General features: G+C 46.1%; 20 protein-coding genes, 2 riboswitches and 1 other annotated feature. Of the genes, 2 read left to right on the top strand and 18 right to left on the bottom strand.

Translation table 11 applies throughout. From position 1 onward, the window contains the following. Nucleotides 1-12: 12 nt before the first annotated feature. From HMPREF9708_RS03255 to HMPREF9708_RS03225, 7 genes are all read right to left on the bottom strand, one after another. On the bottom strand, nucleotides 13-825 hold the full coding sequence (locus HMPREF9708_RS03255) for a carbohydrate ABC transporter permease (RefSeq protein WP_006308668.1): 813 nt from the start codon (nucleotides 823-825) through the stop codon (nucleotides 13-15). A gap of 13 nt (nucleotides 826-838) precedes the next feature. Further along, nucleotides 839-1,702: a carbohydrate ABC transporter permease gene (locus HMPREF9708_RS03250; protein ID WP_006308667.1), complete on the bottom strand. Its 864-nt coding sequence runs from the start codon at nucleotides 1,700-1,702 to the stop codon at nucleotides 839-841. Then, nucleotides 1,692-2,750, bottom strand: coding sequence for an ABC transporter ATP-binding protein (locus HMPREF9708_RS03245; protein WP_006308666.1), 1,059 nt, complete (start codon nucleotides 2,748-2,750; stop codon nucleotides 1,692-1,694). The genes HMPREF9708_RS03250 and HMPREF9708_RS03245 overlap by 11 nt, the downstream gene beginning before the upstream one ends. A 16-nt stretch (nucleotides 2,751-2,766) precedes the next feature. After that, nucleotides 2,767-3,516 (bottom strand): DeoR/GlpR family DNA-binding transcription regulator, encoded by a 750-nt coding sequence (locus HMPREF9708_RS03240; protein WP_006308665.1) that lies wholly within the window; start codon nucleotides 3,514-3,516, stop codon nucleotides 2,767-2,769. 471 nt (nucleotides 3,517-3,987) lie between these two features. Then, nucleotides 3,988-5,331, bottom strand: a complete 1,344-nt coding sequence (locus tag HMPREF9708_RS03235; protein ID WP_006308664.1) for an MATE family efflux transporter — start codon at nucleotides 5,329-5,331, stop codon at nucleotides 3,988-3,990. A gap of 469 nt (nucleotides 5,332-5,800) precedes the next feature. Further along, nucleotides 5,801-6,505 carry a YaaA family protein gene (locus HMPREF9708_RS03230; RefSeq protein ID WP_006308663.1) on the bottom strand — a complete coding sequence of 235 codons (705 nt, stop codon included), beginning with the start codon at nucleotides 6,503-6,505 and terminating at the stop codon, nucleotides 5,801-5,803. A 49-nt stretch (nucleotides 6,506-6,554) separates the two neighbouring features. Then, nucleotides 6,555-7,199: a YitT family protein gene (locus tag HMPREF9708_RS03225; protein ID WP_006308662.1), complete on the bottom strand. Its 645-nt coding sequence runs from the start codon at nucleotides 7,197-7,199 to the stop codon at nucleotides 6,555-6,557. Between the two features lie 454 nt (nucleotides 7,200-7,653). Here HMPREF9708_RS03225 and HMPREF9708_RS03220 point away from each other — a divergent pair, with 454 nt between their 5' ends. After that, nucleotides 7,654-8,709, top strand: coding sequence for a DUF4767 domain-containing protein (locus tag HMPREF9708_RS03220; protein ID WP_006308661.1), 1,056 nt, complete (start codon nucleotides 7,654-7,656; stop codon nucleotides 8,707-8,709). A gap of 89 nt (nucleotides 8,710-8,798) precedes the next feature. Here the strand turns inward: HMPREF9708_RS03220 and HMPREF9708_RS03215 are convergent, their stop codons facing one another. From HMPREF9708_RS03215 to nrdI, 4 genes are read right to left on the bottom strand one after another with little or no spacing between them, the layout of a single operon-like run. After that, on the bottom strand, nucleotides 8,799-9,035 hold the full coding sequence (locus HMPREF9708_RS03215; RefSeq protein ID WP_006308660.1) for a glutaredoxin domain-containing protein: 237 nt from the start codon (nucleotides 9,033-9,035) through the stop codon (nucleotides 8,799-8,801). 10 nt (nucleotides 9,036-9,045) lie between these two features. Continuing rightward, nucleotides 9,046-10,053 carry a class 1b ribonucleoside-diphosphate reductase subunit beta gene (gene nrdF, locus HMPREF9708_RS03210; RefSeq protein ID WP_006308659.1) on the bottom strand — a complete coding sequence of 336 codons (1,008 nt, stop codon included), beginning with the start codon at nucleotides 10,051-10,053 and terminating at the stop codon, nucleotides 9,046-9,048. Nucleotides 10,054-10,065: 12 nt separating this feature from the next. Further along, nucleotides 10,066-12,249, bottom strand: a complete 2,184-nt coding sequence (gene nrdE / locus HMPREF9708_RS03205; protein ID WP_006308658.1) for a class 1b ribonucleoside-diphosphate reductase subunit alpha — start codon at nucleotides 12,247-12,249, stop codon at nucleotides 10,066-10,068. Beyond that, nucleotides 12,231-12,608: a class Ib ribonucleoside-diphosphate reductase assembly flavoprotein NrdI gene (nrdI, locus tag HMPREF9708_RS03200; RefSeq protein WP_006308657.1), complete on the bottom strand. Its 378-nt coding sequence runs from the start codon at nucleotides 12,606-12,608 to the stop codon at nucleotides 12,231-12,233. The genes nrdE and nrdI overlap by 19 nt, the downstream gene beginning before the upstream one ends. Nucleotides 12,609-12,683: 75 nt before the next feature. After that, nucleotides 12,684-12,826, bottom strand: a riboswitch (adenosylcobalamin (AdoCbl) riboswitch). A gap of 362 nt (nucleotides 12,827-13,188) precedes the next feature. Continuing rightward, nucleotides 13,189-13,262, top strand: a riboswitch (Fluoride riboswitch). A 45-nt stretch (nucleotides 13,263-13,307) separates the two neighbouring features. Between nrdI and HMPREF9708_RS03195 the strand changes: the two genes are divergently transcribed. Continuing rightward, nucleotides 13,308-14,510, top strand: a complete 1,203-nt coding sequence (locus HMPREF9708_RS03195) for a cation:proton antiporter (protein WP_006308656.1) — start codon at nucleotides 13,308-13,310, stop codon at nucleotides 14,508-14,510. A 72-nt stretch (nucleotides 14,511-14,582) separates the two neighbouring features. Here HMPREF9708_RS03195 and HMPREF9708_RS03190 read toward each other — a convergent pair whose 3' ends face one another. From HMPREF9708_RS03190 to HMPREF9708_RS03160, 7 genes are all read right to left on the bottom strand, one after another. Then, nucleotides 14,583-15,470, bottom strand: coding sequence for an ABC transporter ATP-binding protein (locus tag HMPREF9708_RS03190; protein WP_006308655.1), 888 nt, complete (start codon nucleotides 15,468-15,470; stop codon nucleotides 14,583-14,585). Further along, a complete protein-coding gene (locus tag HMPREF9708_RS03185; protein ID WP_006308654.1) occupies nucleotides 15,442-16,545 on the bottom strand; it encodes an ABC transporter ATP-binding protein in 1,104 nt (367 codons plus the stop codon). The genes HMPREF9708_RS03190 and HMPREF9708_RS03185 overlap by 29 nt, the downstream gene beginning before the upstream one ends. 8 nt (nucleotides 16,546-16,553) lie before the next feature. After that, the gene (gene opp3C, locus HMPREF9708_RS03180) at nucleotides 16,554-17,615 is read right to left on the bottom strand and encodes an oligopeptide ABC transporter permease (RefSeq protein WP_006308653.1); all 1,062 of its coding nucleotides are present in this window, start codon (nucleotides 17,613-17,615) and stop codon (nucleotides 16,554-16,556) included. Then, a complete protein-coding gene (locus tag HMPREF9708_RS03175) occupies nucleotides 17,616-18,557 on the bottom strand; it encodes an ABC transporter permease (RefSeq protein WP_006308652.1) in 942 nt (313 codons plus the stop codon). A 99-nt stretch (nucleotides 18,558-18,656) separates the two neighbouring features. Continuing rightward, nucleotides 18,657-20,321 carry a peptide ABC transporter substrate-binding protein gene (locus HMPREF9708_RS03170; protein WP_006308651.1) on the bottom strand — a complete coding sequence of 555 codons (1,665 nt, stop codon included), beginning with the start codon at nucleotides 20,319-20,321 and terminating at the stop codon, nucleotides 18,657-18,659. A 77-nt stretch (nucleotides 20,322-20,398) separates the two neighbouring features. Beyond that, nucleotides 20,399-20,655, bottom strand: a binding site (T-box leader). A 70-nt stretch (nucleotides 20,656-20,725) separates the two neighbouring features. Beyond that, nucleotides 20,726-22,363: a peptide ABC transporter substrate-binding protein gene (locus HMPREF9708_RS03165; RefSeq protein WP_006308650.1), complete on the bottom strand. Its 1,638-nt coding sequence runs from the start codon at nucleotides 22,361-22,363 to the stop codon at nucleotides 20,726-20,728. A gap of 128 nt (nucleotides 22,364-22,491) precedes the next feature. After that, nucleotides 22,492-25,098: a vitamin B12-dependent ribonucleotide reductase gene (locus HMPREF9708_RS03160; protein WP_006308649.1), complete on the bottom strand. Its 2,607-nt coding sequence runs from the start codon at nucleotides 25,096-25,098 to the stop codon at nucleotides 22,492-22,494. Nucleotides 25,099-25,166 lie beyond the last annotated feature (68 nt).

Below are 25,166 nucleotides of genomic sequence, written 5' to 3'. Positions count from 1 at the left end.
TCTATGGTTGAATTACTTAGTGCCAGAGTATCCGAATGATTTAAGAATAAATTTCGACGTAAAGATATAGACAATGATGATTGGAACTACAAGAATCACATTACCCGCCATAATAATATGCCAATTATTCACCCCCTCTGATTCTCTTAATAGCTGAATTCCGATCGGTAGCGTTCTTAAGTCATCACTATTCGTCATAACTAGCGGCCAGAAATAATCATTCCATCTTCCGACAAAAGTGAATAAGATGGTTGTAAATATTGCAGGCTTAATCATAGGAACAGCAATTTTCAACATTGTTTTGAAATCATTCGAATGATCCAATAATGCTGCATCGAAAATTTCATCCGGTAATTGCATGAATGCTTGCCTTAGAAGGAAAATACCAAATGTATTACTTGCAAATGGAATGATTTGGGGCCAAAAAGTTTCAATCAAATTTAACTTTGCGAAATTTAGGTATATAGGAATAAATGTAATTTGGGCTGGAACCATAAAAGAAATGAGAATGAATGCGAAGAAGAAATTTTTGCCAAAAAAATTATATCTTGCAAATGCATATGCGGCAGGAATCATTATAATCAACTGTAAAACTATCACGCTACCCGTAACAAGAATGGAGTTTTTCAAATATTTTATGATTGGTATGGATGTCCACGCCTGAACATAATTTACCCATTGAGGTTGTTCAGGAAGTATCGTTGGTGGAAGAGTCATTGCTTCTTGTAGTGTCTGTAAGGATATGAGAATCATCCATATAAAAGGGGCAGTAAATAATAAGAATACAATTACTTTTAGAAATGAGAAGATTTTTTCTTTAATCATTGTTGACTCCTCTCTATCTGTAATGAACATATTTCTCAGTTATTTTGAAATAAACTGAAGTAAATATAGCAATGATAGCCATCATTATTATCCCAACAACTGCAGCATATCCGATATTCGTGGTTCGATAATTATAAATATAATAAACCAGAGTCGTAGTAGATCCATTTGGACCGCCATTCGTCATAATATTTACTGTTTCGAAAACTTTAAACGAAGCGATAGTTATATTAATGATTAATAAGAATATCTGCGGAGATATCATCGGAATTGTAATGTTAGTTAAGGTTCTAAATTTACTTGATCTATCGAGTAAAGCAGCCTCATATATACTCTTGTCTATAGATTGCATAGCACCAGCAAGAATGACAGCATTATACCCTACACTCTGCCATGCACCAACGAATTCTACGGTTTGAAGAGCAGTATCGGAACTCTGAAGAAAGGTTGAGGTTGGAAGTCCAACTGATTTCAGCAAAAAATTAATAACACCGCTAGTTGGATTCAGCAACATCATCCAGATCATTGAAATAGATACTACCGATATGACACTTGGTGTATATATACCTGCTAAGGTCAATCGATTCATCTTAGTACCTTTACGAAGCCAATAGGCGAATAATATTGCTCCGACAAGATTTAGTACTAGTGTTACTGCCGTGAAATGGAGGGTGTTATAAGTTGCATCCCAAAAATCCTTCCTACGGAAAACATTCGCATAATTATCGAATCCTATATATTTACTTATTGAAGGATTCATGAGATTGTAATTGAATAAGCTAAACTCAAATAATTGAATAAGAGGTAGGATTGTAAAAAGAAATATCAATATCATTGCCGGTGCAATCATGACATATGGTTTTGCTTTATCCCACAACGGTTTTCCCCTCCTTAATTAGTGAACGAATATTTTCCGGATGTTGCATCTGTGGATTAAATATATTATTAGCATCAAAATACTTAACTTTGGAATTTGGAATAAAGATATCGATGATGTCATCGGTTTCTATGTTTCTATTTGCGGTTGATAAATATACTCTTGTATCTTTATTTATTTCGAGTAAATAATTCGTAACTGCCCCTAGCATTTCCTTGTGAATAACGCGTAGAGAATCTATTGAAAGACCGTCATTTAACTGAGAAGAATTTATTTGAACATCCTCTGGTCTAAACCCAATAACTAAATCATTATGAATTTTGATTAAATTCATTGGTGGAATTCCTAAAAAGTTCGCAACAAATGTATTGTTTGGATGATCATACACTTTCATTGGATGTCCAACCTGCATAATTTTTCCGTGGGACATCAATACTAGCTGATCAGCTAATGCCATAGCTTCCGCTTGATCGTGAGTTACGTAGATAAAAGTAGTGCCTAGAGTCTTATGAATTTTATCGATTTGGTATCGCATCTCCGCTCTTAATTTTGCATCTAAATTGGATAACGGTTCATCCATCAAGAAAACCTTTGGCTTCTTGACAATAGCTCTTGCTAGCGCCACTCTTTGTCTTTGTCCTCCAGATAGTTCTCCAGGTTTCCTGTTGAGGAGGTCTTCTAACTCCACGATCTTAGATACTGTTTGAACTAAATCATCTCTTTCGGATTTCTTCATACCGATATTTTTTAACCCATACTCGATATTATTACGAACTGTCATAGTCGGATATAACGCATAATTCTGAAACACCATTGCTACATCCCGTTTGTTTGCTGGCTTATTCGTAATATCGACATCATCTAATTTTATTGTTCCAGAAGTGACTTTCTCGAAACCAGCTAACATTCTTAGCAGGGTTGTCTTTCCACATCCTGAGGGTCCGAGCAATACAGAGAAAGACCCATCAGGAATTTCTAATGATAAATCTGGAATTACATTTACATTCCCGAAATTTTTTACTATAGAATCGAAATAAATTTTTCCCATAATCTCCCTCAACTTTCTAAATGATATTTAACTGACTAGGAATAGAATACAATGTAGAATCAAATGATGAATCTGTAATAAGATAATTGACATCCTTTATGTCGCATACTTTGTATGAAGTTTTCTTGTCAAATTTAGATGTATCTGCCATTACATACACCTGCTCTGCATTACGAACCATCCCTCTTTTGGATAAAGCAACTTTTAAATCTGATTGATAGACACCCTGTAAGAAGTCCACTGCCATTACTCCTAAAAATGCTTTATTCGCATAAAGGTTATTATAGAAAGATTCATTCAGACTCCCTCCTGTCATATAACGATATTCTTTAGTGATCTTTCCACTGGCAAACAAGATATTAAGAGTTTCTGAATATTTCAGAATATCATAAATATGAAAATCATTGATAACTACAGTAATATTCTTGTTAATAATTAGTTTAGCCAATTCTAAGGTAGTAGTTCCAGAATCCAAGAAAATAAAATCCCCGTCATCAATCAAGTTTGCTGCTTTTGAAGCAATCTCTTCTTTCTGTAGCGTATTGAGTGTACTCCGATAATTATATAGGGACTCAATATTTCTATAAATCTTTGATATCACACCACCATGTGTTCTTTTGATTGGATACTTTTTTTCTAATTCTTCCAAGTCTCTTCGAATAGTCATCTCATGGACATTGAACATTTGAGATAGTGATTGAATAGTAACTTCTTGATGACGAATAACATAATCTAACATTTCTTTTTGACGTACGTTTTTATCCATTTATTTCTCCCATTGAGTCATTTGACAAAGTTAATTATAAACATCTATTGTTTATTTAAGGTAAATTATTTGTAAAGTTAATGTTAATTTTCACATACCGTGGTTTCTAGGAAGTTTTTCCTTATTTATTTTTATATTTTTTGTATATGCTCTTCTTATTACACTTAATACAATCCGCAAAGTTCAAATCTTAAAGTAGTAATGTTTATAAAAATTTACATTCAGATAACTCCAACACTGCCTCCCACCTGTAATATGTACTTTCTTTACTAGGTAAACCAGTAAGGAGGTTTTTAAATGAAGTACAGTTACGAGGGTTCTATATTTTTTAGGGTTGATGGAAGAAAAATTCTTCCTTCAACCCTATCTGAAATAGAGCCATATTAAGAGAAAACAGCCTGTCATCTCTCAACCTAGAGAGAGCAGGCTGTTTTTTTATTTCAGGGAGGTTAGGCCATTTATGAATGTTCCCTATGCAATCTCATGGATCCATTTCCGGCTGTAGACCCGGTAGACCCCGATGAATAATTTGACCACTTCTTCCATCCCGGCCAGAACGACCACCCACTGGATGGGGAGCTGGAAGACGACGGCCCCGATAAAGGCCAGTGGAACGCCGACCAGCCAGACACTGCCGGTCTCGAGGAAGAGGGAGAAGGTGGTATCCCCGCCGCCTCTGAGAACACCTACGACGAGGACAGAGTTAAAGGCTTTGAACATGAAGAGAATCCCCATGTAAACCAGTAAGATCTCACATAAGAGACGGACTTCGGGTGAGAGACTACCGAATAAGGATAGGGTCAGATCAGGGGTTAGACACATAAAGAGTCCAATCGCCACACTGAAGAGGGTGCCCAGTTTTAAGAAGCGGATGGCATAAGGATAGACCATCTGCAGGAGTCCTTGGCCAATCGTCTTGCCAATGATAATGGTACAAGAGTTTGATAGGCCACGGATTAAGACGAAGGCAAGGTTCTGAATGGCGACGACAATTTGAACGGCAGCGGTCGCATCGGTTCCCACCTTGGCATAAGCGACACTATAAAGGACTTGGCCCAGCCCCCATAAGGTCTCGTTCACAATGACAGGGAAGGTAACCTTCATGAACTTGGTAATGAAGCCATTGCCAAAGTTCATCATATCTCGGATTGGGCCTCTTAAAGGACTCGAATAGCGGGTCATGGAATAGAGAATAATCCCTGATTCAGCAAACCGCGCAATAATCGTACCCACAGCGGCTCCAACCACCCCTAATTCAGGCATGCCGAACTTACCGAAGATAAAGGCATAGTTAAAGAAGGCATTACAAATGAATCCAATAATGGACCCTACCAGGGGAGCACGTGGGTTCCCTGTGCTTCGTTGGGAGATTCCGCAGGCGAAAGAGAAGCCAGTGAGGATATAAGACCAGCAGACAACTCGCAAGTATTTGGCCCCTTCATTGATTACGATCGGATCATCAATGAGCAGGCGGATTAACCGCTCGGGCATGGTGAAGGCTAAGAGGGTAAAGACGGCCCCGGTCACCATACAGATAATGGCGGATAGGGCATTGACCCGGCGCATATTCTCATAGTCTCGACGGCCATAGTATTGGGAGATCATCACTGAAGAACCCGTTCCGGTCCCAAAGCAAATCATCATAAAGAAAAAGAAGACTTGGTTAGCCAAGCCGACCCCCGCAATGGTACTGGCTCCCAGCGTTGAAATCATCATGGTATCCAAGGTGTTTAGGCTGGAGACAATTAAGTTCTGCAAGGCAATCGGAATCGCAATCGCCAGCATCTCTTTATAAAAATCATTCTTAGTGTTCATATAATCACCCCTTCTTTACATACCTTTTCATTATACCGATTTATCTTCAGCTTTAAAGCCTTTTGAATGTAAAGTTTCAGTTTTAAGCCAAAGAAAAAGAGGGATATCCCTCAATAAGAAGCATTCCCAATACTTAATTAAAAGGAGCCACTTTTCCAGATTCGATCTACTGGGCAATGCTTAGACGGTGAACCGTAAGGTGTTAGGACACGCTAGGCGGCTCGTTCTCATGCCTTTCATTAACCATAAAAAATGATTTTTTGTTTATTCTCGATCTTGTTCAACCATTGTCCTCAAATGATGAAGAATCTTTCTTATTTCAGGTTAAAGTGATTTCTTCTCCCAATCGGTCCCTTAATTGACTTAATGATTTGGCTAATCATTGAGACTCTCTTCTTATCATGATCCGGGATCAACAAAGTGACCGCATCCTATGAATAGACGGCTGACCGTCCTTCCAGTTGAAGGCTTAAGCTTTGGAATAGTTAATGTGGCCATGATGGGGATCAAAGTCAACTAATTGATAGCCCTCAGCTGTAAAGGACTTGAAAGTAGCCTCACTAAAATCTTCCTGCTGGAGCAGGTGGTTAGCTAAGCTCCCGCGTAACTTCTTGGCCGTGGCTGAAGGGGCCTTCTTCTCTTGGTCAAGATCTTGGTAGAAGCGAATTGTGATCAGGTCCATTTGGTCCGGATCCAGGAGACTAGCGAATTCTTGTGAGGCCAGATTATAAACCCTTTCGCCTTGTAGGGCTTTTTGATAAGCAGGTTGCCAGAGAGATTTTAAGGTGCGGTCTGCCACCTTTAGTCGGGTGTTGAAGTCCAGCCGGTAGGGATTAATGGCGGTTCGAGGGGACAGGACACCGTAGAAAGCGGATAGGATTCGCAAGTGGTCTTGGGCATAATCCAGTGAAATCGCCGACCAATCGATTTGCCGGAAGGCCAGCCCCTGATAAGTCAAATAGGCAGCCTTAGCAGTAGGGGCTTCTACTGCTTGAATATCGGCTTGAATGGTCTGGGCCAAATCACTTGAGACCTTAAAGCATTGCGCAATTTCCTCTAGGGACAGGTCTGACAAAGCCTGGCGGATGGTCTGACTAAGGGGAGTGAGGGTAGGTGGAAGATGACCTGGTTGGCGGTTCATCTCTTTACTTGGGGACAGGATAATGACGGGCATGAGGACCTCCTTGATGAAAGAGTGGGCGAAGGCGAGAAAGAGGGACTTATTAGGCCTTGCTTGTCCATTCGATGGTTTGCAGGCTGGGGAAGTGAAGCTCAAATTGACCAATAATAAAGGATGAAACAAGCGTCGTTAAGAAAGAATAGATTAAACGGTTAGGCTCAAGGTAAGTGAGGGATAGCAATAGGACAACACCATCACTCAAGAGGTAGGCCTTGGCAATCGACCAACCCGCTTGATCGGCAATCACCATGGCCAAAGCATCGTCACCACCTGCGGCACAGCTCTGGCTAATGCAGAGGCCACAGCCCACCCCAATCAGAATCCCTCCTAGAAGACTGGCTAAGAGGGGGGCCTCCACCAAACTCGGCAGAATGGGACCGACCCAGATCATCAATCGGTAGCAGAGGGCGAAGATTAGAGAGGTTTGGATCGCACGGAAGAGGAAGTCCTTGCCTAATAACTTGAAACCGATGGCATAGCAAGTGAGGTCCGCTAGGAAACTCATGACCGAAGGGTCTAGATTAAAGAGCTTATAAACTAGCATCACGAAGCCTAGGACCCCTCCTTCGGTGATCCGGGCAGGCAGATGGATATTGACAATGCCAAAGGTCATAATCAGGCAACCTAAGGCAATCATGAGCGTTTCTTCTTTGGTTAATAATTGTTTCTTCAGCAAACGGCTGAGCATATGCGCACTCCTTTTATTTTTGTTTGTTCGAAGTTCAAGACAAGCAAAAAAAGACTGCTTGTGTCCTGGAAATCCTCGAACGGCAATCTTAAGATGGTGGTGATGCTTTTTTTGTTTGCTGAATTTTTGCGGTGAAACTCTGAGCTTCTTAGCAGTCTTTGCAGCCTCTATCAACCCCACATCAGGCGTTAACCAGGCTCTGAATCAACTGATTAGGCATCAGATAAACCGACAGGTACAAGACCGGTGACCATCGTTAATCGATCTTCTTCTATTATAGATAAAATCAATAAAAAAACAAATAGAAGGCCTGAAACGGCCCGTTAAGCTACTTAAGAGGATCCGCTTGAAACGGCTCAATAAAACAGATCCGGCAAGATAAGCGGGGCATCCTCGCCTTCATAATATGGTATAATCGGACCAAGACAAGTAAGACGGGTAAGGAGGAAGAACCATGACCAAGTTGATGCTACTATGGAGTCTATTAACGATGCAAGCCGTCCCCTTAGCTGATCAGGAGGGGTTACCGGACTATTATCAGCCAGTCATCGGATCCTATGAGACCTTTCACCAGCAATTCCAAGAACCCTTGGAGGAGGAAGAGCCCTTTGTGGATGCGCGTGAAATTGACCGGGTCCGCAAGGGCGATCTGCGCTATGCCTTATATGATCTGGATGATAATGAGATTCCTGAGCTATTGATTGCTGACCAAGAAGTCTTTCGGATTTTGACCTTTAAGGAGGGTGAAGTGATCAACCTAGCTGGTTACCGCCAAGAAGCCCCCTTAGTCGACCAAGTCAGTTTACAGATCTACCAAGAGGGTCAGGTCTTAATCGACCAACACTACAGCGAAGAGGCAGATCAAATAGGGCTCTATCAAATGAACGCTCAAGGGGACCAGCTGGACCGGGTCTTAGGGCTGGCCTATGATGCCGATCAAGTGGATTCAGTTGGCCAGGACATGGAGACGAAAGCCCCCATGACGCTCAAGGAATTCCAAGACGAAGTCGCTGACCAGGCAGGAGACCCCTTGGATCTGGCTGACCTAGACTGGTACCCCATTGAAGTACAAGATCCACAAGCTCTTAAAGACAGAGAGCTGGAAGACTGGACGACCGCTCAAGACGAAGCCTTAGCGGACTTGATCACGAACTGGTCCAGTAAGCTGGGGCAAAGCTACCAGGCAGCCACACCCGCTAACAATGTGCCCTTCTATGGACCCGGCGTCCCCCAAGAAAACTTCGACCTGGTCTTAGAGGGTCAAGTCCGGTCTGCTTCCTATCGAGGACAAGCCCATGAGGGAGACCTGCGGATCCTAGCTGTCTATACAGACCTACGTGACACACACAATCCGGACCCTCAGCGTCACCTCTACTTATTTGTCCTAGACCAAGGGGAGCCTGGGGTCCTAGTAACCACTAAGGGCCCGAATGACCAAGGTCTCTTAACCTTCCAACCAGCAGAAGACCCAGACCTTCAGCAGGGCTTCAAGGCCATCTATCAAAAGTAAGACCCAGTCTTTCGTCCAAAAAAGACCAGCCATCGTGCTCGATCCTTATTCGATCGCGGGGAAGCTGGTCTTCTTTATTTTATGGATGACTAGAAGGCCTTAAGCAGGGCTTGTAATTTGCCCATATTGAAGCCACAGAAGGGCTGGAGACCGGGAGCTTCAACGACTGGCAGGGATTGGAAGCCTAAGGATTGGATGTGGGCCAAGGCCTCCTGATCTTCCAAGACATTCACTTCTTGGTAAGGGACTTGATGGTCGCTTAAGAAGCGTTTTGTGAAGGAACATTGGCTGCAATTATCTTTGGAATAGATGGTGAGTGTGGACATAAAATACCTCCTAGAATTGATAATCATCATCGCTCATGGCCTCTACTTGTCCCATCAGGTAGCCTGATCCGACTTGGGAGAAGAAGTCATGGTTGGTGGTGTCTGTTGATAAGCCGTTCATGACAATCGGGTTAACATTTTCTGCCGTGCCATCTTCGTAATAAGGGGGGAAGCCAAGATTCTGCAGGGCCTTGTTGGCATTGTAGCGCATGAAGACCTTAACTTCATCGCTCCAACCAACGGGGTCGTAGATGGCTTCCGCAAAGGTCACTTCATTTGCCATTAGATCCTCGAGCAGTTGATACATCCACATCATGGTCTCGTATTGTGCCTCTTGGTCGAGCTCATGGTAGGCAAGCTGGAACTTATAACCTAAGTAGGTGCCATGGACGGATTCATCGCGGATAATCAGTTTGATGACTTCAGCCACGTTCTCTAATTTGGCGTTACCCAGATACCAGAGTGGGGTAAAGAAACCACTATAGAAGAGGAAGGTCTCCAGGAAGACCGAGGCAATTTTCTTCTGAAGAGGGTTGCCTGTTTGGTAGATTTGGTTGATGACCTTGGCCTTGTATTGGAGTTGGTCGTTGGTATTCCCCCAGTCAAAAATTTCGTCAATCTGATGGCGGTCATTGAGCGAGATGAAGATTGTGGAATAGGACTTTGCGTGAACACTTTCCATAAAGAGGATGTTATTTAAGATGGCCTCCTCCTGTTGGGTTCGGATATCGTCGCGCATGACATTGGCGCCTTCTTCGGATTGCAGGGTATCCAAGAGGGTCAAGCCGACAAAGGCCTTGTTGACCACGTCGCGTTCTGTTTCACTTAATTGACGCCAGTCGGCCAAGTCATTGGAGACTGGAATGCGGGTGTCTAGCCAGAATTGGCTGGTCAACTTCTCCCAGGTCTCTTTATCGAGCTGGTCTTCGATCTGGTTCCAGTCGATGGCCTGGTAGTAGGTGACATTTTTGGTCGGGCGGTTCGGGTGTTTAATTTGGTTAAAGTAGGATTTAGTCATAGGGACTCCTTTCTAAATGACACAGGATTGGCAATGGTTACTGCTCGAGCGTTCTTGATCCCCCGTATAGGTTCGAACATAGTAGAGGGATTTGATGCCCTTGCGGAAGGCATGGTGCCGCAATAAGTTCAGGTCACGGGTCGTCATCTTGGTTGTGCGCCCTTCTTTCCATTCATAGAGGCCTTGAGGAAGATCGGAGGCCATGAAGAGTGTCAAGGACATTCCTTGGTCGACATGCTTTTGAGCAGCTGCGTAGGTATCAATGATCTTGCGCTGGTCGATCTCAAAGGCCGGTGTATAGTAGGGGAAGGTCTCGTTACTTAAGCCAGCGGCTGGATAGAAGACTGCGCCTACTTGCCCTTCTTGCCGGTGTTCTATGCGGTGAACAATCGGATGGATAGAGGCGGAGGTCTCATTGATATAAGAAATCGACCCTGTAGGGGCAACCGCCATAAGGTAGGCGTGGTAGAGGCCATCCTTTTGAATGGACGCATTTAAGGTTTGCCAGTCTTCAACCGTCGGAATGGGAATCTCCTTGAAGATGGCTTGAACTTTGTCCGACTGGATGGTGATTTCACCTGGGTCGATGTAGCGGTCCTTAAGGTAGGAACCATCGGCATAGGCGGATTCAGCAAAGCCATAGAAGGAAGTCTGGGTCTCTTTGGCCATCTGGTTGGAAGCCTTGAGGGCATAGTAACGAACACAGCGGAAGTAAAGATCTGTAAACTCTAGGGCTTCGGGTGACCCATAATGGATCTGGTAGTGAGCCAAGGCGGTGTGAAGCCCCATAGCCCCTAATCCGACGGAATGATAGCGGTCATTGGCCAAGGCGACACTGGGCACGGCTTGAATATGACTCATTCTAGAGACTTGGGTTAAGGCCCTGATAGCAGTGGCGATGGAGTCTTCAAAGTTCGGACTCTCGAGCATCTTTAAGATGTTGGTGGAGGCCAGATTACAGGAAACATCACAGCCGACTTCTTGATAAGAGAGATCTTCGTTATATTGGGAGGGAACTTGGACTTGGAAGATCTCAGAGCAGAGGTTGGACATGACGATGCGTCCGGCAATGGGGTTTTGGCGGTTGACGGTGTCGCTGTTGATAATATAGGGATAACCAGACTCTTGTTGCAGCTTAGAGATCTCCTGTTCCAATTCACGAGCATTCACCCGATACTTGCGAATGCGGTCGTTGGCCACCATCTTATGGTATTCAGCTGTGAGGTCGACATAGCTAAAGGGCATCTGGTATTCCCGCTCAACATCATAGGGACTGAAGAGGTACATGGGTTGGTTGGATTGGAGTAGGTGGTAGAATTGATCAGGGATCACCACCCCTAATGATAGGGTCTTAACGCGAATCTTCTCGTCGGCATTCTCTTTCTTGGTCGAAAGAAAAGCATAGATATCGGGATGGAAGATGGAGAGATAGGTGACACCCGCACCTTGACGGGCACCCAGCTGGTTGGCATAGGAGAAGGCATCTTCGAACAATTTCATGACGGGAACGACACCTGAAGCGGCATTCTCAATGCCCTTGATGGGGGCGCCAGCTTCGCGTAAGTTGGATAAGTTGATGCCGACACCGCCGCCACGTTTGGAGAGTTGCAGGGCCGAATTGAGACTGCGACCGATCGCCTCCATGTTATCCTGGACATCTAATAAGAAGCAGGAGACCATTTCGCCCCGTGCTTTCTTACCCGCGTTGAGGAAGGTTGGAGTTGCCATTTGTAAGCGCTGGTGAATATGTTCATCGGCAATCTTCCAAGCTAAGTCTTCGTCCCCTTGAGCCAGGTAGAGGGCCATTAAGGCAATTCGATCCTCATACCGTTCCAAGTAGCGCTGGTTGTCCCGCGTCTTCATGGCATAGGAAGTATAGAATTTGAAGGCCCCCATAAAGCTCTTAAAGCGGAACTTCTGGTCATAGAGATGCTGGAAGAGCCGTTTAATAAAGGCCTTGGAGTAGGCATCGAGATAGTCGGCTTCAATATAGCCTTCTTCGATGAGGTAATTCAGCTTCTCATCTAAGTTATGGAAGAAGACCGTATTGGGATTCACATGCTCCAAGAAGTAAGCTCGGACAGCCTGCTTATCCTTATCCAGTGGGATTTGGCCGTTGATGGGAATGTTCAATTGGTTATTCAATTCAAAATAAGATACTGCGTTGGGTTTGGTTACTACTTCACGTTCTGACATCGTGCATTATGCTCCTTTACTAATTGGTTGACATCATAGTCACTGCCTTGGAATTCAAAGAGGTGGAGGAGGGGCAAATCGAATTCACTGGCCAGATTCTTAGCGGTATAACAGAATAAGTCCATGAAGTTGCGATTGCCAGCCCCGAAGATGCCGCGACAGTATTCCCAGTTATCAGCTTCCTTGAGGAAGTCGTTGAGAATGGCTGTGGTGGAGGGATCGTAGGTCGGGGCCACCAGAATAAAGGGTTGGTCCACCTGTATCTGGTCATAATTGAGATCGGTTAATTCGCAAGCCTCAATGCCTGACTTCTGGACAAAGACCCGAGTATTCCCGATCACGGATTGATAATAGATCATAGCTTGTCCTTTCATTGTGGTTAAATTGGATTCTTCCCAAAAAAAAGATCCCTAAAGAAGGCAGAGTCCTTCCCTAGGGATCTTAATATTTTGCCTCGAAATATTAAGGGAGCATTGAATGAGAACAAAAGACCTGACTTCGTCGATTGACTTCACAGTGGCGGGACCGTTCCAGATTCACACTGGATTCCATTCTCCTCATTCCTATTCAATTGTTGGATGAATCTGTCATTATTCTAGCAAAGTGATGGGCAAGATTCAAGGAGTAAAACACAAGATGTTGGGTTGAGTTAGATGAGGACCACTATATATAGCGGAAATGAGCGTGATTATATTTTATAGCAGGCCATACGAATGTGTAAAATCACTGGGGACCGCCCTCCAAAGCGCAGCTTTTCCGGGCTAGTCCCACTAGGCATTGCCTAGCGAATCGAGCCCGGAAAGGCCTTGTCTTGGAGGGTGGTCCCCTTTAATTAAGCATTGGCACTGCCTTCTTTATAACGTTTTTATTATTTTCCTTTGACCAAGCGATAAAAAAATTCAAGTGCCGACTTGTCGCGCTTGAAAAAAAGGCCTATAATGAAACCAAGGAAATGAAGTGCTTCCTTTCGTTGACGATAAACCGCCGTGTTGGCTGATGACTTCTGTAGGCTTATTTAGCTTGCAGGAGTCTTTTTTGATAATTGAGGAGGAGATCAGATGTTGTGGGGAATGGGATGGGTGCTCTTGTTGGGCTGGATTAGCGGACGTATGATGGAAAGGTGCCATCTACCAAGACTGGTTGGCTATTTAATCATCGGGATTCTGCTAGGGCCTGCGGTCTTGAATGGTTTGGACGGACAGTTGCTTTCCCTGGCGGGCGATATCCGTCAGATGGCCTTGATGGTGATCTTAATCAAGGCCGGCCTAACGCTGAATATCAAGGACCTCAAGCAAGTGGGGCGGCCCGCTATTCTGATGTGTTTTGTGCCGGCTCTCTTTGAAATTATTAGTATTGGTCTCTTGGCGGGTTACTTCCTGCCCTTAAATTATGCCGAGTCCTTCTTGCTGGCTTCGGTCTTAGCAGCCGTATCTCCCGCCGTCTTAGTGCCCCGTATGGCCCAGATGATGGATCAAGGATTAGGGGTGGATCAAGGGATTCCCCAGATGGTCTTAGCAGGCGGGACAGCCGATGACATTCTGATCTTTGTCCTCTTTGCTGGCTTCATGCAGGTCAACCAGGGCGGATCTTTTGACTTAAGCCAGCTGGGGACGATTCCCATGACGGTTCTCACCGGAGTGGGGTTGGGAATCGCAGTCGGTTGGGTGGTCAAGCGCTTGGTCGACCGGTTCGATCTTCAAGCTATCAACTTTTTTATCCTTTCTTTAGCGACTTCCTTAGTGATGATGGGGCTGGAGCCTGTCTTGGAAGGCAAGCTGCCTTATTCAGGGGTCTTAGCTGTTCTGGCTGCTCACTTGACCTTGCGTCAACTCCTTCCGGACCAGTCGCAGAAGTTAGCGGGATCCTTTACCAAGGTCTGGAGAGTAGCCGAGATCTTTCTCTTTGCTTTCCTAGGAACAGCGGTTGATCCGCGCTTGGCCCTCCAAGCAGGTTGGGGAGTCCTCGTTGTGATTATCTTGGGGCTTGTGGGTCGCATGATGGGGGTTCGAGTCTCTTTATTGGGGACATCCTTTGATCCGCAAGAACGAGCCTTTATCATGGGAAGCTATCTGCCCAAGGCGACGGTTCAAGCCTCCCTAGGTGGTCTCCCCTTAATGGCAGGATTCACCTGCGGGGACCTCATTCTAGTCGCTGCCACCGTGGCCATCCTCTTAACGGCTCCGCTGGGGGCGGTCTTTATCGATTATTTTGGGCCACGTTGGTTAAAGGAATCTAGGCGAGGTAAAGGATTGGATTCTTGAGTGTTAGAAAATCACTTATTAGACAAAAAAAGTCCCGACCGTTAGTTGAGCACTAACGGTCGGGACTTTAACTTATTGAGCGACCCAGTGGCCTGGACTTACTTCTTGTAGGACTTGTTGACTTAATTCTGTCTCATCTGCATGGAAGTGAATCCGTTGCCGCTGGCGTTCATAGTCTGGATCTGGCAGTGGGACGGCCGATAAGAGAGATTGGGTATAGGGGTGGAGCGGATTTTGGTAGAGTTCTTCTGCTGGTGCGAGTTCCAGGATCCGTCCGTGGTACATCATGGCAATCCGATCACTAAAGTACTTGACCATGGACAAGTCATGGGCAATGAAGAGATAGGTCAGGTCCCGTTCGGCTTGCAGCTCCTCTAAGAGGTTGATGATCTGGGCTTGGATGGAGACATCTAAGGCTGAGATCGGTTCATCGGCTACGATAAACTTTGGCTCAACAGCCAAGGCCCGGGCAATCCCGATTCTTTGCCGTTGACCACCCGAGAATTCATGTGGATAGCGACTGGCGTGGTCTTGATTCAATCCCACTACTTGGAGCAGGTCCAAGACTTTAGCCTGGCGTTCTTCCGCCGATTGGGCCAAACCATGAATATCAATCCCTTCGGCAATAATATCCTTGACCTTCATGCGGGGATTTAAAGAAGCATACGGGTCTTGAAAAATCATTTGGACATCTTTACTGAAGGCGAGGCGGTCGGCTTTTGATTGACGGTCCTTTTGAGTGATGCCCTGGTAATACACTTCGCCTCCTGTTGGTTGGAAGAGGTTGACAATGGCCCGTCCAATGGTAGATTTACCGGAGCCGGATTCACCGACCAGGCCAAAGGTTTCACCAGCATAGATGTCAAAAGAGACATCATCAATGGCCTTCACTTCCCGGGGACTGCCTGGGTTAAAGATTTGCTTTAAGTTTTTAATTTGTAAGAGTGGTTGTTGCGTCATGATACGCCCTCCTCTCGCAGGTTGAATGGTGGATTTCCCCTTTTTCGAGCTTCGCCTGGTAGTGGGCATAGCGCTTTTGGATGGGTTCGGGGAGGTCTAGCTTGGGTGCTAAGGGGTGGAGCAACCAGGTGGCTGCATAATGCCCTGGATTGACCTTGAAGAAGGGGGGCTGGTCTTGGAAGTCAATGGCTAGGGCGTAGTCTGACCGGACCGCAAAGGCATCCCCTTTTGGAGGATTGAGCAGGTCGGGGGGTGTCCCTGGGATGGCATAGAGCTTGTCTTGGCTCTCCAGTGTTGGCATGGCCGATAAGAGACCCCAGGTATAAGGGTGTTGGGGGTGGTAGTAAATATCATCAACACCACCCACTTCCACCAGGCGACCGGCATACATGACCGCAATCCGGTCAGCGACATTGGCGACGACACCCAAGTCATGGGTGATAAAGATAATGGCCATGTCTTTTTCTTTTTGGATTTTCTTGAGCAGCTCAATAATTTGCGCCTGGATCGTGACATCTAGGGCGGTAGTCGGCTCATCCGCAATGAGGACTTTAGGATCTCCTGCTAAGGCAATGGCGATCACGACCCGTTGACGTTGGCCCCCTGAGAATTGATGGGGGTATTGTTTTAAGCGTTCTTTGGCCTTGGGAATCCCGCATAGGGTAAGGAGGTCAATGGCCTCGGCTTGTGCCTTTCTCGCATCCATGCCGCGCTTTTTGGTGAGAACTTCCATAATCTGCCGACCAATGGTTAGCGTTGGATTCAGGGCAGTCATGGGATCCTGGAAGATCATCGCAATCTCACTGCCTCGTAACTTCTGCAGGTCCTTTTCCTTGAGGGCTAGAATATCTCGTCCTTGGTAGCGGATTTCACCGGCTTCGTGGATGGCATTTTGCGCTAAGAGGCCCATCATGGCGCGGGTGGTCACTGACTTGCCGGATCCAGACTCGCCGACAATAGCGAGCGTCTCTCCTGGATAGAGGTCCAAATTAATTCCACGGATGGCGTGGACCTTCCCCGCATAGGTTCGAAAGGAGATTTGTAAGTTATCGACTTGAATAATTGGGGATTGCATGGACTCACCTACTCTTTCATCTTGGGATCGAAGGCATCTCTTAGACCATCGGCTAAGAGGTTAAAGGACAGCATAATGAGTGAAATGGTCACGGCAGGATACCACATTAAGTGGGGTAAGAAACGGAAAGTCTTATACCCATCATTCAAGAGGGTTCCCAAGGAAGCATTAGGAGCAGGAATTCCGATCCCAATGAAACTCAAGAAGGCTTCAAAGAAGATGGCAGAGGGAATCGCAAACATCATCTGGACGACAATAATGCCTAACATATTCGGTAAGATATGCCGGGTCATAATCTTAAAGGTCGACTGGCCGAGGACTTGAGCGGCTAGGACGTATTCTTGTTGCTTAATCCGCATGGTCTGGGCACGAACCACCCGTGACATGGAGATCCAAGAGGTTAAAGAAATCGTTATAATAATGGATAACAAGCCGGGTTCTAAGACCAAGAGCATCAGAACCACAATGACGAGGTTGGGGACGCCTGAGATCACTTCTAAGACTCGTTGCATGAAGGTATCGACCTTGCCGCCCGACCAACCGGAGATCAGGCCATAAGTAAGGCCTAAGACCACATTGATCACCACAGCCACACAGGCTACCAACAGAGAGATCCGCGTCCCATATAAGATCCGCGAGAGCAGATCGCGTCCTAAACCGTCGGTCCCTAGATAGTAGTAAGTGCCCGCTGGGACTTGTGCTTGTTCATAAGCATCAAAGAGGACGCCACCACGATTTCTGGCTTGACCATTGAACCAAGACCAGCCTTCTAAGCCAGGAATCTTGGGTGGTAAGTTTGCTTGGGCAGGATTTTGGGCAAAGGGGGAGTGGGGGGCTAGGACGGGAGCTAATAGGGTCAGAATAATAATCAAGATGACAAAGAATAAGGAAATCATGGCGCCCTTATTCTTCTTCAGCCGCCGCCAGGAATCCTGGAAGAAGTTCAAGGAAGGGGCTGCAATGGCTTCTTGTTCGCTTTGATCTTCAATTTGCTTGAATTCAAAGAGGCATGGGTCGAGGTCTTTTGATGCATCCTTTGCATCGGCTGCGACTTGACTTGGCTGAGACATTTAGACACTTCCTTTCACTTGGCGCATTCTCGGATCAATCAAGCCGTAGAGAATGTCAACGATAAGAATGATAATCAGTAACATTAAGGAATACATGATCGTAATTCCCATAATCGTGGGATAGTCATTCACTAGGATGGATTTGGTGAATTGTTCACCGATTCCAGGAATGGAGAAGATCTGCTCAATAACGAGTGATCCGGTCATTAAAGCGGCAGTCATGGGTCCCACGATCGTTAAGAGGGGAATAATCGCATTTCTTAAGGCATGCTTAAAGAGCACATAGGTCTTAGAGAAGCCTTTAGCCGTCGCTAATTCCATATAGTCTGAACTCAAGACTTCGATCATTTCCGTTCGAACAAAGCGCGCGGCTTCGGCCATGGGAGAGATGGCCAGGGCGAGACTGGGGAGGATCGTCGATAGATAGCCATCGCGCCAGAAGGCAATGGGTAAGATACTTAACCAGACGGCGAAGACATATTGCAAGATGACCGCAAAGACAAAGTTCGGTACGGAGCGACCCCCGATGGCGAAGATCGAGGTAAAGGTATCTATCCATGAATTCTGCTTGACCGCAGCCAGCATCCCTAAGAGAGTCCCGATCAAGACACCAAAGACCATGGCTTGCAGACCCAAGAAGATGGAAGGACCCGCCCGGTCTGCAATAATCTGCGTCACAGGCATATTATTATATTGGAAGGAAACACCCAAGTCCCCCTTAAGGACATTGGCCAGATAATTGAAATATTGCACGTAGAGGGGCTGATCGAGACCATATTTCTCATTTAAGAGGTCCAATTGCGTTTGGGTGAGTAAGTCTTGGTTGGCAAAAGGCGTCCCTGGAAGAAATTGCATGAGAAAGAAGGTCACCGTAATGATGATAAAGAGCGTTATCACCATATAAAAGAATCGTCGAAGTAAATAATTAAAGTAGGACCGCATGATCACCGCACCTTTCTAATGTTTATATTATAACGTTTTTTATTGGGTTCGTCTGTAAGTATCCCTTCATCTTGAGTCGATGCGGTTCATCATTTGCGACTACTTGAAAGTTAAGGTCTTAAAGTCCACACCGGTATCGTTAGGAATAATATCGATATGTTCGATTTCTGGTGAGACGAGCAGGTTATCGTTGGGCTGGATGAAGGGGACAAAGATCTGACGGTCCAGCAGGTAGTTCTCTGCCTCATAGATCTTAGCCAGACGTGCCTCATAATCCCCCGCTAATTCACCATTAATGGCTTCTACTAAGGCGTCAAATTCAGGATCCTTAAATTGGGCATGGTTGTGGGTAGCATCGGAGACGAAGTTGACCAGGAAGTCAGCAGCGTCCCCAGTAGCAATTGAGAAGCCACCAATAGCAATATCAAAGTCAAAGGACATCATTTCTTCGAACCGTGTCTTAGCAGGCAGGGGACGAATGTTGATGTTAAAGCCAGGTAAATTCTCTTGGACTTGTCCTTGGATATATTCAGCTAAGGTCTTAGTCGTTTCGGAGTCGGTAATTAAGAGGTCCAAGGTCACACTATCCGTTCCTAAGTCTTCCTTTGCCTTCTCCCAGTGTTCACGGGCTAAATCCACATCAAAGGTTGAGTAGTCTTTTTGTTTATTGGTATAATCCTCACCTGTTTCCGGGTTGAAGACCGCATTTTGTGGCACGAGTCCTTTAACGGTCGAAGCACCTCCAGAGGCAACGTTTTGGGTCAGGGTCTCACGGTCAATCGCGAGAGAGAAGGCCTTACGTAGATCTTCATTCTGTAAGGGTTCAGATGAAGAGATCCCAAATTCGATATATGAATGCGACAGACCAGGGAAGGAGACTAAATCAGGACTACCTTGGTATTGGGCGAGCAAGTTACCAGAGACGGGTGCGATATCAATTTGGCCTGCTTCATAAAGGCTGACCGCGGTATTCGGATCCTTAACAACGGAGACTTGAACCCGGTCTAATTGAATGTCATCCGCCCCATAATAATGAGGGTTCTTAACGAGCGTCCATTCGAGGGCTGTTGAGTTCCAATTCTCAATAATGAAGGCCCCGTTCCCTAGAACGGCATCTGATTGAATCCCGTAATCTTCGCCCGCCGCTTCGATGAAGGCTTGGTTTTGGGGGAAGAAGTTGGTATCAGAGACAATATTCAAGAAGTTAGTGGCAGGCCGTCTCAGGGTCACTTCTAAGTGGTAATCGTCGAGTGCCTTCACCCCTAAATCTTCGACTGGACATTCACCTCGGCCAATTTCAATCGCATTCTCAAGTAGGTCAAGGGTATAGGCATTGGCTGAGCCGGTCTCAGGGTCGACTGCTCGGCGCCAGGCATAGACATAATCATGAGCGGTGACAGCTTCACCATTCGCCCACTTGGCATCTTGGCGCAATTCGAAGGTATAAGTCAAGCCGTCTTCTGAGACTTCAGGCAGGTCAACCGCTCCGGCAGGAACGATCTTTCCTTCAGGACTGTAACGCAGTAACCCTTCAGCAATATAAGAAAGGCCAATATCCGAAACGGTATCGTAAGCTAAGGCTGAATCAAGCGTTGGAATCTCAGCCGAGGTGACCCAATTTAAGACGGTCTCTTCCTGGGCTTGAACGGTTGTAAGCTCACTATCATAAGAAAGGAGTGGTTGTGGTTGCGCGATCGGTGCTGACAAGAGTGCCAGTAAGGCAGTTGCAGTAAGCGCTGAACGTAAGGTTATTTTTTTTGACATCAGATTTCCTCCTAAAATTTCTTTCGACTAGGGGAGGAAAATAAAAAAATCTTCCATCCCCATCTAATCAAGATTAGATAAAGGATGGAAGTCGAATTCCATGGTACCACCTTTTTTTAGAATATTATCACTAATATTCCCTCTGGGAGTACTTTCACCACTTGGGGCTAGTCAGACTCCGCCTCTATAACGGGAGAACCCGCACTCAACTTACCGAGGCTCATCGAGTGAATGCTCCAAGACCATTTTCGCTTGGCTTCCAGGCTCACTCTCACCGACCGTGGGCTCTCTGTATCAAGAAGGGACAAGTTACTTATCTTTTCATCACATTGTTTATTATTCGGTTAATTGAGAATCATTGTAAATGAAAATCTGAAAGACGTCAACCCTTAAATTTCACTCTTTTAGTTTGCTGTAATATAGGTGGTTCTTAGGTTGATCGTCCGACCGAAGGGAAGAACTTCAAAGCCTTGGACTTGAGGGGCTAAGAGGTAGGAGTTGGCCGCCTGGTAGAGGGCAGAGCCATAGGCATCTTGACCAATCATAATTGCTTCAGCTTGGATGAGGGCTTGACGTCTTTGCTCAGGGTCATTGGCTAGGTCGAAACGCGCTTCTTCCACTAATTTGTCGACTTCAGCGTTGGAATATTGGCCAAAGTTGATCCCACCATCGGTTGCATACTGTTCGACGAAGTTCATGGCATCTTGATAATCGGGTGCCCAAGTTCCATAGAAGAAGTCAAAGTCTAAAGCTCGTTGGAATTCAAGTCGGTTTTGCAAGGGGACAGACCGGATGGTGATGGTTAAGCCAGGAAGGTTCGTCGCTAGCTGAGCTTGAATATATTCGGCGGTCTTTCTGGATAGGTCGGCATCCGAGATTAAGAGTTCCAGTTCTAACTGGTCAACCCCTAATTCTTTCTTAGCTTGTTCCCAATCAGCCAGTGCTGCTTCAGGGTTATAAGGGAGCAGGTCGCCAGCTTGTTCACGGAAATCTTCGCCCGCTTCATTGACATCAAATCCTGCAGGGACTAAGCCATTTAATGGGGTAGACCCATCTTGGATAACACTCTTGGCATAGGTATCCTTGTCGATGGCTTGGGTAATGGCACGTCTGAGACTCGCATTATTGGTCGGTTCTTTGGTTGCATTAAATTGGATATGACCGATGGTCGCCTTAGGTTCTTGGTGGAAGAACTCAACTCCTTGATATTGGCTTACAAATTGATCATTTAGGATGGCATAGTCTAATTCACCGGCATCAAACAGGTCTGCTCCGGTTCCAGTCTCTTTAACGACAGAAACACTCACTTCGTCGAGGTAGACATGCTCTTGGTCCCAATAATTAGGGTTCTTAACGAGTTGCCATTCTAATTCAGTCCCGGTCCAATTCTGGAGTAAGAAAGGACCGTTCATAGCTAAGGTGTCAACAGAAGTGGCATAGGCATCCCCATGCTCTTCGACCATTTTAGGATTGACCGGCATGAAGCGTGAGCCCGTCAAGAGCTTAGGCAGATAAGGCGCAGGGTATTCTAATTCAATCACTAGGGTATGGTCATCGCTAGCAGTTACTCCTAATTCTTCTAAGTCTTTTTCGCCATTCCGGATGGCTGCTGCGTTCTTGAAGACTTCGACGGAAGAAGAGGTGTTGGCATTATTAGGATCGACAAGACGTTGGTAGGTGTAGACATAGTCTTGTGCGGTAATCGGGTCACCGTTCGACCAGGTGAGGCCTTGGCGTAAGGTGAAGGTATAAGTCAGACCATCTTCAGAGATGGCGACATCTTCTGCTTGCCCCAATTCCACTTCTGATCCAGTGGATACCCGGTAGAGTCCTTCGAAGATCTGACCGATCATATCTGAAGAAGGGGTATCATTGTAGAGCATAGAGTCGAGGGTGGCTAACTCACCAATGGTCATAATGGAAAGGCGTTGGTCAACAGAGGGATCGATTTGAACGTCTTGTGCCTGACCTTGAAGCGGCGCGCCCATGAAGTTTAGCCCAATCAAGCTGGTTAAGAGAATTTTGCTTATTTTTTTAAACATTTGAACACTCCTTTTGGAAACAATCAAACACTGATTAGAATGATCTCATTATAACGAATAGACAGGGTTAAAAGCAAGAAATAAGGCTTGGAAGACAAATCACTTCCAAGCCTAGAGGGGTTTAATGATTAGAGGCCGCACCGCAATTGGGCATTACAGTTGGTACACGTGTTGCACCCTCCCATATCTTCTACAATGCCTTTACGGCAGATAGGGCAGGTATCGCCTACTTCAGACCCGTAGACGACATCATCGGTATGGCCACTCTGCGCCAAGTGGTCCTTCTCAGCCAATTCCACTAATTGACGTAGTTCATCAGCTTCTTCAACGACTCGGATTTCTTGGTCTTCGACTTCGAAGAGGGCAATGTTTTGGTCTTGTTCATTCTCCTCTGCCTTGAGGGTTAAGACTTGAGAGTCGCGTGATCCATCGACATAGACAGTTCCGCCCTTGGCACCTCCTGTATAGAGGCGTTCATAGATTTTCTCAACTTGTTGCACCGTGTAGCCCTTTGGAGCATTAACAGTTTTAGAAATCGAGGAATCGACCCAACGTTGGATGGTTGTTTGAACATCCACGTGTTCTTCAGGTTCCAGTTCCATGGCCGAAACAAAGATCTCAGGTAAGTGGTCTGCATCGGCTTCTGGGTGTTGGGCCAGGTAGTCTTGGACAATCCCTGCATTGACTTCGATGAACTTACCGAGACGACCTGACCGGTAATATTTGAAGGCAAAGTAGGGTTCCAGTCCGGTCGCGACACCAACCATGGTACCGGTTGAGCCAGTTGGCGCAACGGTTAAGAGGTGGGAGTTGCGGATTCCATGCTCTAAGACCCCTTGACGGATATGGTCTGGCATCTTCTGCATATAACCTGTTTGGACGAATTTCTCTCTCAGCTCTTGGGTGGCTTGGTCATCCGCTCCAACTAGGAAGGGGAAGCTGCCCTTCTCTTTGGCTAATTCGATCGAGGTCTCATAAGCGGTGATGGCAATGGTTTCAAAGACTTGATCAATGACCGCATTGCCTTCAGCTGATCCGTAACGGTGGTTGGTGTAGATCAGCAGGTCTGCTAAGCCCATTACCCCGAGGCCAATCCGGCGCTCACCGAGGGCTTGTTTACGGTTGGCTTCTAAGAAGTAAGGGGTCGCATCAATGACATTATCTTGAAGTCGGACACCGGTGCGTACGGTCTCTTTGAGCTTGTCAAAGTTGACGGTTTGGTCTTCTTGGTTGGCCATGTTGGCGAGATTGATGGCTGCCAGGTTGCAGACAGAATAAGGGGCAAGTGGCTGCTCACCACATGGATTGGTTGCGACCACTTTTTGACCGTAGGCGGTCGCGTTGGTATCTTGGTTGGCATTATCGATAAAGAAGATACCAGGTTCAGCTGAATAAGTGGCACAGATATTAATCAGCTTCCATAATTCGCGGGCTGGGATGGTGCGGTAGGTGCGCACAGAATAACCTAGCGCCTCCCATTCACGCACATCTCCGACTTGATGCCACTGGGTGTTATAAGCCTCCATGTCCGCTTCATTATAATGTTCCACATCAGGAAAGCGTAATTCCCAATCGCCATCAGCTTGAACGGCCTGCATAAAGTCGTCTGTAATGGTCACGGAGATGTTGGCCCCTGTCAGGAAGTCTTCCTTGTGGACGGTATAATGGCCGCCATCACGTAACATGGCCTTGGAGTGGGCAATAATATCCGCATTGAAGCCGGACTCTTCATTAGCCTGGGCGATAATCGCTTCATGCATGGTCTGTTCATTCAAGCTAAGAGGGACAAATTTTAGCTTTTCATGGGCAAGCTGCTTGATCTGGTCATCCTTGGTCTGTTCAATTAAGTAGCGAAGAATCCGTGGGTTTTGCATCTTAGAGATAATGAATTCAATAATATCAGGATGCCAGTCAGCCAACATAATCATTTGAGCGCCCCGTCTGGATCCACCTTGTTCAACCAAATGGGTTAATTGCGCAATATCATTCAGCCAAGAGACGGACCCGGATGATTTACCATTGACCCCACGTGCTAATGTGTTGCGGGGACGGAGGGTGGAACCATTGGTTCCAACACCACCTCCACGCGACATGATCTCCATGACTTCCTTACGATGCTCCGCAATCCCTTCTCTTGAATCGGGGATATAGGGCATCACATAACAGTTGAAATAGGTGACATCTGTTTGGGAACCTGCTCCATAAAGGACCCGGCCGGCTGGGACAAAGTTCATCTGTGAGAGCTGGTGGTAGAAGGCATCGAAACTTTCTTGAACCTTGGCAGGATCGGATTCGATTTCAGCCAGCCCACGCGCATTCCGATGGGCAATCTGTTCATAATAGATTTCTAAGGGCTTATCCAGGCTATCAATTGACCGTGTGACTAGTCCAGTTTCCTTCTCTTGGTCACTTTCTAGAGGGCCGCGGTACTCTTCTTCAATCAGGATCGTGGCTTGGTGCTGATCCCAATCGATGGTTTGCACAATACCAATCCCTCTAGCAGGATAGGAGGGATCTTGTTTCACTGTTAAGACGACAAGGTCACCAGGAGCCAGAGTGATCTTAGCCGTATCCTTGAAGGCATACCGGTCTAACATGACCATCCGCGAAACACCTGCATGGGTAATCTTCATCTCATCGGTGATCGGGGTCACTTGGGGGAATTGTTTGATAGCTTCATTCAAGCCCGCCTGGTTCCAAGTAATAACAGGGGAGGTTGGGGTTGGGGTCGACATGGGTGGGGTCATCCTCTCTGATTATTTAGTAGCGTTATTAGGTCCATTCAACCACAAGATATAGGAAC

Origin of the sequence: Facklamia languida CCUG 37842, from assembly GCF_000245795.1 — a bacterium.
Lineage (GTDB): Bacteria > Bacillota > Bacilli > Lactobacillales > Aerococcaceae > Facklamia > Facklamia languida.
Note: the sequence above shows the minus strand (reverse complement) of the source record. Positions and strands in the feature narration are given on the sequence as shown.

Excerpts from the sequence above, each read along its gene's own strand:
- HMPREF9708_RS03255 (WP_006308668.1), bottom strand. The coding sequence starts at position 825 with ATGATTAAAGAAAAAATCTTCTCATTTCTAAAAGTAATTGTATTCTTA.
- HMPREF9708_RS03245 (WP_006308666.1), bottom strand. The coding sequence starts at position 2,750 with ATGGGAAAAATTTATTTCGATTCTATAGTAAAAAATTTCGGGAATGTA.
- HMPREF9708_RS03240 (WP_006308665.1), bottom strand. The coding sequence starts at position 3,516 with ATGGATAAAAACGTACGTCAAAAAGAAATGTTAGATTATGTTATTCGT.
- HMPREF9708_RS03235 (WP_006308664.1), bottom strand. The coding sequence starts at position 5,331 with ATGAACACTAAGAATGATTTTTATAAAGAGATGCTGGCGATTGCGATT.
- HMPREF9708_RS03230 (WP_006308663.1), bottom strand. The coding sequence starts at position 6,505 with ATGCCCGTCATTATCCTGTCCCCAAGTAAAGAGATGAACCGCCAACCA.
- HMPREF9708_RS03225 (WP_006308662.1), bottom strand. The coding sequence starts at position 7,199 with ATGCTCAGCCGTTTGCTGAAGAAACAATTATTAACCAAAGAAGAAACG.
- HMPREF9708_RS03220 (WP_006308661.1), top strand. The coding sequence starts at position 7,654 with ATGACCAAGTTGATGCTACTATGGAGTCTATTAACGATGCAAGCCGTC.
- HMPREF9708_RS03215 (WP_006308660.1), bottom strand. The coding sequence starts at position 9,035 with ATGTCCACACTCACCATCTATTCCAAAGATAATTGCAGCCAATGTTCC.
- nrdF (WP_006308659.1), bottom strand. The coding sequence starts at position 10,053 with ATGACTAAATCCTACTTTAACCAAATTAAACACCCGAACCGCCCGACC.
- nrdE (WP_006308658.1), bottom strand. The coding sequence starts at position 12,249 with ATGTCAGAACGTGAAGTAGTAACCAAACCCAACGCAGTATCTTATTTT.
- nrdI (WP_006308657.1), bottom strand. The coding sequence starts at position 12,608 with ATGATCTATTATCAATCCGTGATCGGGAATACTCGGGTCTTTGTCCAG.
- HMPREF9708_RS03195 (WP_006308656.1), top strand. The coding sequence starts at position 13,308 with ATGTTGTGGGGAATGGGATGGGTGCTCTTGTTGGGCTGGATTAGCGGA.
- HMPREF9708_RS03190 (WP_006308655.1), bottom strand. The coding sequence starts at position 15,470 with ATGACGCAACAACCACTCTTACAAATTAAAAACTTAAAGCAAATCTTT.
- HMPREF9708_RS03185 (WP_006308654.1), bottom strand. The coding sequence starts at position 16,545 with ATGCAATCCCCAATTATTCAAGTCGATAACTTACAAATCTCCTTTCGA.
- opp3C (WP_006308653.1), bottom strand. The coding sequence starts at position 17,615 with ATGTCTCAGCCAAGTCAAGTCGCAGCCGATGCAAAGGATGCATCAAAA.
- HMPREF9708_RS03175 (WP_006308652.1), bottom strand. The coding sequence starts at position 18,557 with ATGCGGTCCTACTTTAATTATTTACTTCGACGATTCTTTTATATGGTG.
- HMPREF9708_RS03170 (WP_006308651.1), bottom strand. The coding sequence starts at position 20,321 with ATGTCAAAAAAAATAACCTTACGTTCAGCGCTTACTGCAACTGCCTTA.
- HMPREF9708_RS03165 (WP_006308650.1), bottom strand. The coding sequence starts at position 22,363 with ATGTTTAAAAAAATAAGCAAAATTCTCTTAACCAGCTTGATTGGGCTA.
- HMPREF9708_RS03160 (WP_006308649.1), bottom strand. The coding sequence starts at position 25,098 with ATGTCGACCCCAACCCCAACCTCCCCTGTTATTACTTGGAACCAGGCG.